The sequence below is a fragment of the bacterium genome (genome assembly GCA_022763185.1).
Classification (GTDB): domain Bacteria; phylum Bdellovibrionota_G; class JALEGL01; order JALEGL01; family JALEGL01; genus JALEGL01.
This window is the reverse complement of sequence record JALEGL010000006.1, coordinates 211,167-224,075: the sequence shown is the minus strand read 5'-3', so window position 1 is coordinate 224,075 and position 12,909 is coordinate 211,167. Positions and strand designations below refer to the sequence as shown.

The window sequence follows — 12,909 nt, the reverse complement described above, 5'->3', positions numbered from 1 at the left end:
ACAAAAAAAAGCTTATTTTAATTTACAGACCATTATTGAAAAATTGCATTAAGAGCTGTGCGATCAAAAGCTATGACATAACTATTGCTATCGACTAGACGATCATTTTATGCTATTTCTGCCAATCATGTTTGGCTGGAGTACACAAAACATTCTTAATTTTATCTACACCATCACCTTAGAAACTGTATTTTTGGGGTTTTGTATTATTATAATGGGTTTATCCATCAGTGAAATTAAAAAACGGCGTCGAGTTTTTGGACATACGCTTCTCTTTCTCTTGGGCGGCTTTCTTATTTTGGTCAGTTTTTATGTGAGTAGAATTTTTCTTGAAGGATAACAACAATGGTCGAAAAAAAATCTAAAAAACTTGCCTTTGAAGTGGCTTTGGATGAGCTAGAATCTATTGTCAATCAACTTGAATCCAAAGATATGCCCTTAGAAAAATCTTTGGACTTGTTTGAAAAAGGAATCAACCTGTCAAAAACTTGTACCCAACAAATTACTGAAGCTGAAGAAAAAGTTGATCAGCTAATGCAACAACTGAAAAAACAAGACCTGGCTGATTAATCGCGATGACGTCTCCACAACTTACCCAACTTTTGCAGTTTAGCAAAGATTGCTGTGATCGTTATCTTAAGACCTATCTAAAACAACATAACAATTTATCTCCTCGTTTAAAGGAGGCGTGTGAATACAGCTTATTTGCCGGAGGAAAACGTATTAGACCAGCATTGAGTTTTGCTCTAGCAAAAGACTTAGGTGCAAAGAACATTGATCAAATCACGCCCATTGCAGCGGCCATAGAGTGCATTCATACTTACTCTCTTATTCATGATGACTTACCTGCCATGGACGATGACAGTTTACGTCGCGGTCAAGCAACCTGTCATATTGCTTTTGATGAAGCCACGGCTATTCTTGCCGGAGACGCCTTATTAAATATGGCTTTTGAAATTTTATCTTCTCCTCAATGGGATCTTAGCGCAGAGAAAAAAACTCAAATCATGTCATATATCAGTCAAAAGTCTGGTGCATGTGGCATGGTGGGAGGACAAATGCTAGACCTTCTTCATGAAAACAACCCAAATTTAGATCAACATACGCTTGAACAAATTCACATGGGCAAAACAGCAGCCTTAATTAATGCCGCCTTGGTCGCACCTGCCATTGCCTTTGATTTAAATTCCCAAAAACAAGAAAAGCTCAGTACACTGGCCAATGAAATTGGTCTTGCCTTCCAAGTGGCCGATGATATTTTGGATGTGACCCAAGACTCACAAACTTTAGGTAAAAATGCCAACAGCGATCTTGAACATCATAAAAGTACCTATGTTTCAATACTGGGTCTTGAGCAAGCTCAAAACACCATGCATCATCTGCTTCAATCTATTTTAGGTAATCTTAAAGCTTTAGAATTAAAACACCATAACCTAGAGTGCTTAAGTACATTTATTATTGAACGAAAATCATAGATGATCAGCAATAGGCAGTATGGTTAAAAAAAAAAATACCCGAATTCGTCTTGATCAACTCTTGGTTGATCAGCATTTAGCCGACTCTAAGACCAAAGCTCAAGCCATGATTATGGCAGGAGAAGTTTATATTGGCGAAGAAAAACAAAGCAAACCAGGACATAAGGTTGCGCAAGATAGCCTTATCCATATTAAAAACATCATCCCTACTTATGTCAGCCGTGGAGGTCTTAAGTTGGCTGGAGCCCTCAAAGATTTTAATATTCAGCCAAAGGACCTTATTTGCTTGGATGTAGGAGCATCCACCGGTGGTTTTACAGATTACTTGCTGCAACACGATGCCCAACATGTTTATTGTATTGATGTGGGTAAGAATCAGCTCCATTACAAACTGCACCAACATCCAAAAGTATCCTGGCGAGAATCGCTTCACGTTAAAGACTTTAATGCAGAAAAAACTTTTTCTCCAATTGACTTAAGTCAAACCGTTGATCTGGTGGTGATTGATTGTTCATTTATAGCTTTAGAAAAAGTTATCCCTCATATTACCCAAGCTCTTCATAAGCAAAGTCAAGTTGTAGCACTCATCAAGCCCCAATTTCAGGCACAAGCCAAAGATCTGAACAAAGGCGTGATTAAAGATGAAACGCTAAGACAAAGCTTAATTACAGCTTGTATTGCCGAGATTGAAAACAATCTTCCTTTTAAGTACATGGCAAAAAGCGACGCCCACATCAAAGGCCCCAAAGGCAATCAGGAATGCTTTGTTTTATTTCAATTTCAAGATTAAAAAATTAACGTCGATTAATGCACCGTAGGCTCAACGATCTCATCATTGATCTGACCATCAAGCAATTGGAAATAGCCAAAAATCATGGCTTTTTGCAATTCATTATCCAAGCTTTGTAAATATGCTTTTTTTTCTTCAAAATTATCCAGCAATAATAGATCATTGAGCACATCATTAATTTCTTCAATCCTACCTTCAAACAGATCTAACAAACTATCGTGCTCATCACGGAACGTTTGCCTTATCATATCCAAACTGAACAATAAGTGATTGCCTTTACGACCTTCGTCTAAAATAAAGTTTAATTTGTAAAGCTCACCAAAGGTATCGGCTATATCCATCTTCATGACAACTTTCCTCATTCATTCTACTTTATACGCTTGAGAAAAAACGTCAAGCCCCACTTCACCATCTATTTTTCTGAAACAACAACTTTAATGTCTGGCTTTTTTTCGGCATAAAGCTTGTAACCTAAACTGGAAATAAAAAAGTCCAGCGTATTCCTCAAATCTTTACGGTGCACAATCCTATCCACCATCCCGTGTTCTAACAGGAACTCTGAGCGTTGAAAGCCTTCAGGCAAGGTTTGCTTGATGGTTTGTTCAATCACTCTAGGTCCTGCAAAACCAATCAATGCATTGGGCTCTGCCAAATGAACATCTCCCAGCATGGCCATGGATGCTGCTACACCTCCTGTAGTCGGATGGGTCAGTAAAACAACATAGGGAATACCTGCTTTTTTAAGTTTTTTGATGGCGGCTGAACATTTGGCCATCTGCATGAGCGATAAAATCCCCTCCTGCATTCTGGCTCCACCTGAGGCTGTAATCACCAACACCGGCTTTTTTTCTTTTAAAGCCAATTCATAAGTCCGGGTAAGCTTTTCTCCTACCACGGAGCCCATGCTTCCCCCCATGTATTCAAACACAAATGATCCTAAAACAAAGTCCTTACCTTTTATTTTGGCTTTGCCATAAATATAAGCTTCGTTTTCATTGGGAAGGTTTTTGGCTGTTGATTTAATTCGATCACTGTATTTTTTACTGTCTTTAAAATGCAGAGGGTCTATAGGCTTTAATTCATGATCAATTTCTTCAAAACTATCTGGATCAACGATACAGTCAATTCTTTGCCTGGCTGTCAATTTAAAATGGTGTTGGCAGTTTGAACACACCATTAAATTTTTAGCCAAGTCTTGCGCAAACAAAACTTCCTGACAAGATGGGCATTTTTCCCACAAACCTTCTGGAACATCCTCACGCTTTTTGGTTTCATTGGATATTCTTGGGGCTTTAAATTTATTTAACCAGCTCATAATTGTGACCTAGTTCCACCCATATCAAAAAAAATAGCTTTCGTAAGGTTTTAAATATCTTTAGCAGAATTCATTATAACGAGTATTTACTTGATAAATTACGCGCCGTGCTATAAAAATGAAGCGATTTTAAAAAATTAAACGAAATAATACTTGGAGGCAAAGCAAAATGAAACGCTTATTTCTATACACAGTTTTTTGTACTTTTTTTGTAAACTTATCTGCTCAGAACCAATTTACCGAAAAAAATATTTCTGATCAAATTCAGTTTATTGATAACGCTTTTAGCCTTAATAAGGACTTTAAAGGTTTAAGAGTCAGTTTAAAGAATGAATGGCAGCAATACGCTTTGTCCGCTATAACTAAAAACAACATTGATCGGTATTCCCTTATTTCTCCTACACAATGCTACCCTGCTGTTGAAGTTCCAAATACGTACCTTTGTGTTTCATACAAACAAGAAGATCAAAATCAAATTTTTGGAAGAATCTCTTTATTTTCTGAAGGGGTTGCTGAAATTTCTGCTGGAACAATTGTAGATTTTGATACTCCTTGGTTACAGTTTATGTATGAAGAAGTTGGTGGTCACGATATTTCAAGTCCTGCAATACTGGGTTTTTTTAATGCTGCATCTGAGGATGATATTAAGCTTTCGCAAGCTGAAAGTGCTTTTAAAAACAATGTATTGGTTCCTATTGTGAAAAAACAGATGCAAACTCAAGAAGGAGCTGATTTTCATATTATAACGGTCTCTCTACAAAATGCTTACCCGGCTGAACAAGTGCTTAGTCATGAAGCCCTACATGCTCAATACTTTGAATATCGGTCCATTCAAGACGCTGTTAAAAAATATTGGAATAACCACCTAACCCCTACACAAAAAGAATGGATTAAAAATCAACTCAACATGATTTATGATGTTGAAAACGAGTTTGTTTTACTCAATGAGTTCTTTTCATACTCACTAATGAGAAATGCAAATAATAACCGGCTCAAAGATTTTGCAGTTACATATGGCAATCAGCTTAGAGAATTTATAGAACATGAGTCAGGTATAGCAACCATTAACTTCTAAAATCTTATTTATAAAAAATAAATGTATTTTACTGTGGGAGCCTTTGAATTTTGGCTCCCAAGTGACTCAGTTTTTTTTCCATACTCACATAGCCCCTATCCAAATGATAAATTCGCATAACTTCAGTTGTTCCTTTAGCTGCTAAACCAGCCAAAACCAAGCCTGCGCTTGCTCGTAAATCAGTTGCCATGACTGGCGCTCCGGTTAATTGTTTGACGCCTTTAATATGTGCCACTGAACCATCAATTTCAATATTGGCACCCATGCGATTGAGCTCTGCAACGTGCATAAACCTATTTTCAAAGATGGTTTCCTCAACACGGCATTCTCCTTGAGCAAGCGTCATCAAAGCCATGTATTGCGCTTGCAAGTCCGTTGGGAAACCTGGATAAACTTCTGTAGTCATTGAATAGGCGGTGAGACTGCCACTGGCTTTAACCCACACACCGCCATCTTTGGACAAAGACTCCAGACCACAGAGACTAAGTGCATCAAAGACCTTAGCCAAAGCTTGTTTATCACAGCCTCTTAGAAAAATTTCTCCGCCCGTAATACCCGAGGCCATCGCATACGTTCCAGCCTCAATTCGATCAGGAATTAAATCGCACTTAAATCCTGATAAATGGCTTGTACCCTGAATATGCACGGTTGATGTTCCCATGCCCTCAATTTGACAGCCCATAACAGACAGCATTTGACACAATTGAACAACCTCAGGTTCAAAAGCACAGTTTCTAAAAGTACTCTTACCAGAAGAAATCAATGCCGCTGCCATCAGAGCATTCATGGTTCCGGTCACCGTGACCATAGAAAAAGTAAAGTCCGTTGGCCTAAGTTGCTTTGCCTTAGCAAAAACATACCCATTTTCTACTCTAATCTCTGCCCCCATTGACTCCATAGCTTTTAGATGCTGATCCACAGGTCTCACACCAATCGCACAGCCTCCTGGCAAGGATATTTTTGCTTCTCCAAATCTGGCCAATAAAGGGCCTAAAATTAAAATGGAAGCTCGCATTTTGCGCACCATTTCATAAGGCGCTTCTTTGGCCTGTAATTTTTTACCCGATAAAACAAGGGTGCTTGGCCCTTGTTCAAAAAAACTTTCAACGCCCAAATGATTCAAAATACTCAATAAACCCTTAACGTCTTGTAAGTTAGGTACATTACTTAAAGTGCAGGGTTCTTCTGTAAGAAGCGGTAAACACATCATGGGCAAGGCTGCATTTTTGGCACCACTAATGCTAACTTCCCCTTTTAAAACGTGACCCCCTTCAATTGTTAATTTTTCCAACACATCGACTCTCTTTCTAAAAAAGGTACCCAAAGGTAGCCGGTTACTTTAGGTACCAAATAATACATAAAAGTACCCAAAGTAACCGGCTACCTTTTCTGAGCTATAATCACTCTGTCAATCTCACTTAAATCTTTGATGCAGTTTAACACGGTAAAATCATTTTGCTCAAAAACTTTGTGCACGGCTTGACTTTGATTGATGCCAAATTCACAGATCATCATACCTTGTGCAGTCAGATGCTGCTTGGCTTGTTCAATTAATTCTTCATACAAAGCCAAACCTTCTTGTTCCGCAAACAAGGCTTTTTCCGGTTCTTGCAACACTTCTTGACTAAGCTTAGATTGATCCTGCCATGGAATATAGGGTAAATTGGCAACAATTAAATCATAAGAATCCTTTAGCTCATGCAAAAGGTCTGAAATAAACCATTCAATCTCAACTGCATGCTTCTGGGCATTGGACTGTGCTACATTTAAAGCATCAGCACTGATATCAATGGCTGAAACTTCAGAATTCTTTAAATAATGTTTGAGTGTAATGGCCAAGACACCACTGCCAGTGCCTACATCCATAATTTTTTTAAAATCATATCCTTTGGTGTTTAGGCGCAATACTTCATCAACAATCAGTTCTGTTTCAGGGCGAGGTATCAGAACATGTTCATTCACCTTAAACATAAGTCCATAAAATTCTTTTTCACCAATGATATAGGCTAAGGGTTTGGCTTGCGCTCTTTGAGTGATATAGTTTTTGTAGGTTTCTTCTTGTTGTACATTTAACTCAACATTATTGTTCAAATACAATTGTGCGTTGCTGCATTCTAAAATTTTTTCTAAAAAAATACTAGGAGCTATAGCTGCATCGTCTTTTTCAGCATCCGATAATTTTAATTTCCCCCAAGCAATGGCTTCTGTAACAGTCATAATGATTGGGTTTAAAGGGCTGCGTCTTTAAGTTGTTCCGCTTGAAATGATGTTCTTAAAGCCGTAATAATCTCTGCCAAATCACCTTCCATGATCAAATCCAACTTATGTGAGGTTAAGCCTATTCTGTGATCGGTCAATCGATTTTGAGGAAAGTTATAGGTACGAATCCGTTCACTTCTATCGCCACTACCAATCATAGACTTTCTATTGGAAGATTCTTCTTCTTGTTTTTTGGCAATCTCTGCTTCTAGTAATCTTGACTTTAAAACTTTTAAGGCCTTGGCTTTGTTTTTGTGTTGGGATTTTTCATCCTGACAAATAACCACAATGCCTGATGGAACATGGGTAATTCTCACCGCCGAGTCTGTGGTATTTACACTCTGGCCTCCAGGTCCGCCCGCACGCATGACATCTATTTTTAAATCTTTGTCTTCCACTTTAACATCAACATCGTCGGCTTCAGGCAAAATAGCCACGGTGACGGCAGAGGTATGAACACGACCACTGGTTTCTGTTTGCGGTATTCTCTGGACTCTGTGCACGCCACTTTCATATTTCAGTTGGCTGTAAGCCCCTTGCCCTTGAATCAAAACAACAATTTCTTTGATACCACCCAAGCCGGTTTCATTTTTAGACATGACTTCCGTTTTCCAATTGAGATTTTCAGCATAGCGGAGATACAAACGCAACATATCCGCAGCAAATAAAGCTGCTTCATCGCCACCGGTACCGGCTCTGATTTCCAACATGACATTTTTATCATCATTAGGGTCTTTGGGCAGTAAGAGTAATTTGAGCTGACGAACCAACGCTTCATCTTGTTTCTCTAACTCTTCCAGTTCAGCTTTAGCCAAATTGGCCATGTCTGGATCTTCAGATGACTCTACCATTTCCTTGGCACCTTCTATTTCTTCGGTGATTTTTTTGTATTGTCTGTAGGTTTCAACCAACTCTTTTAAGTCAGCGTACTCTTTGGATAGTTTTTGAAATTGATTTTGATTGCTAACAACTTCTGGTAGGGACAATTGCTTTGATAAATCTTCAAAACGCTTTTCAACATCTTTTAAATGTTCCAGCACGCAAAGTCCCTTAACAAATGATCATCATACAACGCGTAAGCTTAAGCTTACTTGCTGCCGTACTTTTTCTTAAAGCGATCGATACGACCTTCAGTATCAACCAAACGTTGGTTACCTGTATAAAAAGGGTGACAAGCTGAACAAATCTCAACTCTAATTTCGTCAACGGTAGAGCGGGTTTCAAATGAGTTTCCACATGTACAAGAAACGTTAACGGTATTGTATTCTGGATGAATATCTTTTTTCATCATTATCTCCTAACTGTAATTACTTATGCCGCTTGCGGTCATACCACCCAGGGAAAAAGCATAACATTAAGCTTTCCCATCAAACTTTTTTATCTCAATAATTTTTTGCGAATACTTCCGCACTTTATTTGAGATCATAAAATGGTTAAGTAAGTGCTGCCACTTAACATATACGCACAAAGCTTGCAAGCAAGCTTTGTGTTATTTCAAATCCATGAACAGATAAACATTTCTCACTTTTTTTGGGCATGCATGCCTCTCATACGTACAGATTTTTTTGTCGAATCAAATCCTCAACAACCTCAATATCTTGGCTTAAGTATCGGTCTTCATTGGCTTGGGGACATTTTTCTCTAATAACGGTTACGGCTGTTTCTATGCTATGAGAGCTTTTTAAAGGCCTAAGCAATTCAATGGCTTCTGCTGAACACAGGGCTTCAATGGCCAAACAATGATAAGTATTATCTATGACTTGTATCAGCTTTCTGCCGGCATTGGGCCCCATGGACACATGATCCTCTTTATCATTGCTGGTTGAAACAGAGTCCACTGAGGCAGGATGACAAAAAATTCTGTTTTCTGCCACCAATGATGCCATGGTGTATTGGGCAATCATCAAACCATTGTGCAAACCTGAACCCTTAGCCAAAAATGCCGGCAACTGTGAAAACGTGGGGTTGAGTAACTTGGTCACCCGGCGTTCTGCGATATTACAGACTTCTGCCAAGCCCATCGCCAAGTAATCCATGATAAAGGCCAAAGCCTGGCCATGAAAATGGCCTCCAGAAATACTCTCACCTTTGTCTGCAAAAATAATAGGGTTATCGGTAACTGCTTGCAACTCAGTGTTCAAAACATCCTTGGCATGGCGTAAGGTTTGTTTGCAGGCTCCATACACTTGTGCAGCACACCGCAAAGAATATGGATCTTGCACGCGTGTACAATTTTCATGGTTTTTTAAAATATCTGAACCTTTAAGATACTGCCTGACTCGTTGCGCTGTTTCTACTTGCCCAGGATGGGCTTTAAGAGCATGCAAGTCTTCATCAAAAGCTCTGATGGAGCCTTGCAAAGCATCCAAACTCATGGCCAAAATAAAGTCGGCCGTATCCATCAGATACTCTGCATGGTTTACGGCTATAACGGCTTGCGCAGCCATCAAATGCGTCCCATTGATCAAGCCAATGCCGTCTTTAGGGCCTAAAACAACAGGTTTTAAACCAAGTTGTTGCATAGCCTGGCTGGCTTGCATGATCGTGCCTTGATAAACAACCTTCCCTTCACCCATTAAACAGTAGGCAACATGCGCCAAAGGTGCTAAATCCCCAGAAGCACCAACGGAGCCTTTCTCTGGAACCACGGGTATAATGTCATGGTTTAAAAAGTCAATGAGCCTTTGAATGATATTTTCTTGCACACCAGAGTGACCCTTAAGAAGACTTTGTGTTTGAATGAGCATCATAGCTCGAACAATTTTTCTAGATAAAGGCTTACCCACCCCTGTACAATGCGAACGAATCAAATTGACTTGTAACTCCGCCGTATCCTTGGCTGCAATATTGACTGAAGATAAAGACCCAAAACCGGTATTGATCCCGTACACTGGGGCTCCTTTTTCAACACAATCTAAAACATAGTCCCGTGCTTTTTTAACTCTAACTTTAGCCTCTTGAGAAAAACTAAACTGAGTGCATTCACCAGCACTCTGTTGAGCAAAAACAGCAATATTCTCTAAATGCAGATTGTATCCATCCAACTCAAATTCATTGTGCATGGTCTACCCCTAACATATTTGTGATTCTTTAGGAATCATGTATATCTTTAATCTATATGAATACCGACTTTATTAAAAATTTAGACTTGGCCCACATAGAAGCCCCTACTGGATCAGCATTGCATACCAAAGGTTGGCAACAGGAAGCAGTGTTGCGCATGTTGCTCAACAACTTAGACCATAGAGTGGCCGAAGCCCCAGAACAACTGGTTGTCTATGGCGGCACCGGCAAGGCTGCTCGCAACCGTGACTGTTTAGAAGCTATTTTATATGAATTGTGCCAACTTGAAGACAATCAAACCCTTTTAGTGCAATCCGGTAAACCGGTGGGCGTCATTCAAACCCATGCAGATGCACCCAGAGTCATGATTGCCAATTCCAACCTGGTGCCCAAATGGGCCAATTGGGAACATTTTCATGAACTGGATCAAAAAGGTCTGATGATGTACGGACAAATGACCGCGGGCTCATGGATTTACATTGGCAGTCAAGGCATTATTCAAGGCACCTATGAAACCTTTGCTGCAGCAGCTCAAAAACATTATCAACAAGATAACTTGGCGGGTAAACTTGTGGTCACTTCTGGCCTTGGAGGTATGGGCGGTGCCCAGCCCTTGGCGGCAAAAATAGCCAAAGCTTGCTCCTTAAGTGCTGATATTGATAAGGCTCGAATTCAAAGACGTTTAGACGATAAATACTTGGATATTATGGCTGGCTCCATTGATGAAGCCATTGATTTGGCCTTAGAGCATACCCAACAAAAACGTAATACCTCTATTGGTGTGCATTGCAATGCCGTTGAACTCTTGCAAGCTTTGTTGGATAGAAATATTACGCCTGACTTGCTCACTGATCAGACCTCAGCCCATGACCCTTTAAATGGCTATGTGCCTGAAGGCATGAATATGCAAGCCGCTTTGGACTTAAGACAGAGTGACCCACAAAGCTATACGCAAAAAAGCTTAGATACCATGATCAAACACGTCAGCTTAATGAATGAATTAATGGACCGCGGCGCCCATACCTTTGATTACGGCAACAACCTGCGTGGCTTTGCAAAAGAACACGGCATGCAAGATGCCTTTCGTTTTGAGGGCTTTGTACCCAAATACATTAGACCCCTGTTCTGTGAAGGCTCTGGACCTTTCAGGTTTGCAGCTTTAAGCGGTGATCCACAAGACATTGAACACTGCGATCAAGCTTTACTAGAACTGTTTCCAGAAGAAGAAAAACTTAAAAACTGGCTCCTGGCCGCCAAAGAGCATATTCCTTTTCAGGGCCTGCCCAGTCGTATCTGCTGGCTCAAGTATGGGCAAAGACAAAAAGCGGCTTTAAAATTTAATGAATTGGTGGCCAATGCTACGCTTAAAGCACCCATTGTGATTGGCAGAGATCATTTAGATTGTGGCTCTGTGGCTAGTCCAAATAGAGAAACAGAAGGCATGAAAGACGGCTCTGATGCTGTATCAGACTGGCCTTTACTTAACTTGATGTCCGCTACTGCCAGCGGTGCAACTTGGGTCAGCTTCCATCATGGCGGCGGTGTGGGTATGGGCTACTCACAACATGCAGGTTTAGTGGTTTTGGTTGATGGCAGCGAAGCATGCAAACAACGTTTAAGCAGAGTTCTAAACAATGACCCACAAATGGGGGTTTTACGCCATTGTGATGCAGGCTATGAACAAGCGCTTGACTTTGCTCAAGCGCATAATATTCACATCCCCATGGCCAACAAAAAATAAACATGAAAACTTTAATCTCTCATTTACGTAAGTTGCAACATTTTGATGCCAAGGGTCAGATTGTGCAAATGCAAGACTGCCATGTTGTCATTGATGCAGATGGTAAACTTGAACACGTTTCTGACAAGCCCATTCAAATCAATGAAGCTGTTAAAAGCATTGATGGTCAAAATTTACTTGGACTCCCGGCATTGATTGATTGTCATACGCATAGTATTTTTGCCGGTAACCGTGCCCATGAATTTGAGATGAAATGCCAAGGAAAATCTTATCTAGATATTGCCAAGGCAGGTGGCGGTATTCTTTCCACGCACGCAGCAACCAAACAAGCCAGCGATGATGAACTCCTATCCTTACTTAAACAACGCATCCAAAAATTTCAGGTGCAAGGTGTTTGTGGTTTAGAAATCAAAACCGGTTATGGCCTTAGCCATGAACAGGAAATCCGTCAATTGCGCTTACTCAAACAAGTACAAAAGGATTCTCCAATAAAGCTTTGGATCACATATATGGGTGCGCACGCTATCCCCAAAGGCATCCCAAAACAAGATTATCTTAATGCAATTTACAGCCAATCTTTACCTTTAATTGCCAAAGAAAAGTTAGCAGACTTTGTTGATATCTTTATTGATGACGGTTTTTTTTCAGCGCAAGACTTACAAGATATTATTCAACACTGTCGCAGCTTAAACTTAAACGTTAAAGCTCATATTGATGAGATCAAAAACCTAGGCGCTGCCGACATTGCTGCCAAACATAAAATTGTCAGCGTTGATCATTGTCGCCACACCACCCTTAAGCAACTCAAAGCACTACACGCCGCAGGCGTGCAAGTGGTTTATTTGCCGGCCACCAGTTTTTACATCAATGAAGGTTTTGTCCACATGCAAGACATTCGTCCGACCGGTGTCAAACCAGCCATCAGCTCAGATTACAACCCTGGCTCACAGCCCAGCATGTCTTGGCCTTTTTTACTGCATTTGGGCATGAAAAAAATGGGGATGACAGAACAAGAGTTATTGTATGCAAGCTGCATTGCGCCGCTAAAAGCTTTAAATGAAGACCTTGCTGATTGGTCATTGACGCAAGGACAGAACTGTAAACTCAATCTTTTTCAAGCCAAAACCTTATCCGAACTTGCCTATAGATATGGTGAAAATTTATGGCAACAATCCTTCATGTCTTTTTAGC

Annotated in this window: 14 protein-coding genes; 7 read left to right on the top strand and 7 right to left on the bottom strand. The window is 40.2% G+C overall.

Translation table 11 applies throughout. The features are described from left to right. Positions 1-109: 109 nt before the first annotated feature. The 4 genes from MRY82_03725 to MRY82_03710 are packed head-to-tail and all read left to right on the top strand — an operon-like array spanning position 110 to position 2,265. The gene (locus tag MRY82_03725; GenBank protein ID MCI5072041.1) at positions 110-340 is read left to right on the top strand and encodes a hypothetical protein; all 231 of its coding nucleotides are present in this window, start codon (positions 110-112) and stop codon (positions 338-340) included. 5 nt (positions 341-345) lie between these two features. Next, a complete protein-coding gene (xseB, locus tag MRY82_03720) occupies positions 346-570 on the top strand; it encodes an exodeoxyribonuclease VII small subunit (protein MCI5072040.1) in 225 nt (74 codons plus the stop codon). A 5-nt stretch (positions 571-575) separates the two neighbouring features. Continuing rightward, entirely contained in the window at positions 576-1,475 is a 900-nt protein-coding gene (locus MRY82_03715; protein MCI5072039.1) for a polyprenyl synthetase family protein, read from the top strand. Positions 1,476-1,494: 19 nt separating this feature from the next. Further along, positions 1,495-2,265 (top strand): TlyA family RNA methyltransferase, encoded by a 771-nt coding sequence (locus MRY82_03710; protein ID MCI5072038.1) that lies wholly within the window; start codon positions 1,495-1,497, stop codon positions 2,263-2,265. Positions 2,266-2,279: 14 nt separating this feature from the next. On the opposite strand, the gene MRY82_03705 is transcribed toward MRY82_03710, so the two are convergent. After that, positions 2,280-2,612, bottom strand: coding sequence for a hypothetical protein (locus tag MRY82_03705; protein ID MCI5072037.1), 333 nt, complete (start codon positions 2,610-2,612; stop codon positions 2,280-2,282). Between the two features lie 65 nt (positions 2,613-2,677). After that, a complete protein-coding gene (gene accD / locus MRY82_03700; protein ID MCI5072036.1) occupies positions 2,678-3,580 on the bottom strand; it encodes an acetyl-CoA carboxylase, carboxyltransferase subunit beta in 903 nt (300 codons plus the stop codon). 169 nt (positions 3,581-3,749) lie between these two features. On the opposite strand from accD, the gene MRY82_03695 reads away from it, so the two are divergent. Beyond that, positions 3,750-4,655, top strand: coding sequence for a hypothetical protein (locus MRY82_03695; protein MCI5072035.1), 906 nt, complete (start codon positions 3,750-3,752; stop codon positions 4,653-4,655). Between the two features lie 28 nt (positions 4,656-4,683). Here the strand turns inward: MRY82_03695 and murA are convergent, their stop codons facing one another. The 5 genes from murA to hutH all read right to left on the bottom strand — a co-directional run bounded on the left by murA (position 4,684) and on the right by hutH (position 9,976). Beyond that, the gene (murA, locus tag MRY82_03690; protein ID MCI5072034.1) at positions 4,684-5,946 is read right to left on the bottom strand and encodes a UDP-N-acetylglucosamine 1-carboxyvinyltransferase; all 1,263 of its coding nucleotides are present in this window, start codon (positions 5,944-5,946) and stop codon (positions 4,684-4,686) included. Between the two features lie 89 nt (positions 5,947-6,035). Further along, positions 6,036-6,872 (bottom strand): peptide chain release factor N(5)-glutamine methyltransferase, encoded by an 837-nt coding sequence (gene prmC / locus MRY82_03685; GenBank protein ID MCI5072033.1) that lies wholly within the window; start codon positions 6,870-6,872, stop codon positions 6,036-6,038. A gap of 11 nt (positions 6,873-6,883) precedes the next feature. Next, positions 6,884-7,954, bottom strand: a complete 1,071-nt coding sequence (prfA, locus tag MRY82_03680; GenBank protein MCI5072032.1) for a peptide chain release factor 1 — start codon at positions 7,952-7,954, stop codon at positions 6,884-6,886. 47 nt (positions 7,955-8,001) lie between these two features. Further along, complete coding sequence (gene rpmE / locus MRY82_03675) at positions 8,002-8,202, bottom strand: 50S ribosomal protein L31 (protein MCI5072031.1); 201 nt, start codon at positions 8,200-8,202, stop codon at positions 8,002-8,004. 259 nt (positions 8,203-8,461) lie between these two features. Next, on the bottom strand, positions 8,462-9,976 hold the full coding sequence (gene hutH, locus MRY82_03670; GenBank protein MCI5072030.1) for a histidine ammonia-lyase: 1,515 nt from the start codon (positions 9,974-9,976) through the stop codon (positions 8,462-8,464). A 56-nt stretch (positions 9,977-10,032) separates the two neighbouring features. On the opposite strand from hutH, the gene hutU reads away from it, so the two are divergent. Continuing rightward, positions 10,033-11,718 (top strand): urocanate hydratase, encoded by a 1,686-nt coding sequence (hutU, locus tag MRY82_03665; protein ID MCI5072029.1) that lies wholly within the window; start codon positions 10,033-10,035, stop codon positions 11,716-11,718. A gap of 2 nt (positions 11,719-11,720) precedes the next feature. Then, complete coding sequence (hutI, locus tag MRY82_03660) at positions 11,721-12,908, top strand: imidazolonepropionase (GenBank protein MCI5072028.1); 1,188 nt, start codon at positions 11,721-11,723, stop codon at positions 12,906-12,908. The last annotated feature ends 1 nt before the right edge of the window (position 12,909 follow it).

Excerpts from the sequence above, each read along its gene's own strand:
- MRY82_03725 (MCI5072041.1), top strand. The coding sequence starts at position 110 with ATGCTATTTCTGCCAATCATGTTTGGCTGGAGTACACAAAACATTCTT.
- xseB (MCI5072040.1), top strand. The coding sequence starts at position 346 with ATGGTCGAAAAAAAATCTAAAAAACTTGCCTTTGAAGTGGCTTTGGAT.
- MRY82_03715 (MCI5072039.1), top strand. The coding sequence starts at position 576 with ATGACGTCTCCACAACTTACCCAACTTTTGCAGTTTAGCAAAGATTGC.
- MRY82_03710 (MCI5072038.1), top strand. The coding sequence starts at position 1,495 with ATGGTTAAAAAAAAAAATACCCGAATTCGTCTTGATCAACTCTTGGTT.
- MRY82_03705 (MCI5072037.1), bottom strand. The coding sequence starts at position 2,612 with ATGAAGATGGATATAGCCGATACCTTTGGTGAGCTTTACAAATTAAAC.
- accD (MCI5072036.1), bottom strand. The coding sequence starts at position 3,580 with ATGAGCTGGTTAAATAAATTTAAAGCCCCAAGAATATCCAATGAAACC.
- MRY82_03695 (MCI5072035.1), top strand. The coding sequence starts at position 3,750 with ATGAAACGCTTATTTCTATACACAGTTTTTTGTACTTTTTTTGTAAAC.
- prmC (MCI5072033.1), bottom strand. The coding sequence starts at position 6,872 with ATGACTGTTACAGAAGCCATTGCTTGGGGGAAATTAAAATTATCGGAT.
- rpmE (MCI5072031.1), bottom strand. The coding sequence starts at position 8,202 with ATGAAAAAAGATATTCATCCAGAATACAATACCGTTAACGTTTCTTGT.
- hutH (MCI5072030.1), bottom strand. The coding sequence starts at position 9,976 with ATGCACAATGAATTTGAGTTGGATGGATACAATCTGCATTTAGAGAAT.
- hutU (MCI5072029.1), top strand. The coding sequence starts at position 10,033 with ATGAATACCGACTTTATTAAAAATTTAGACTTGGCCCACATAGAAGCC.
- hutI (MCI5072028.1), top strand. The coding sequence starts at position 11,721 with ATGAAAACTTTAATCTCTCATTTACGTAAGTTGCAACATTTTGATGCC.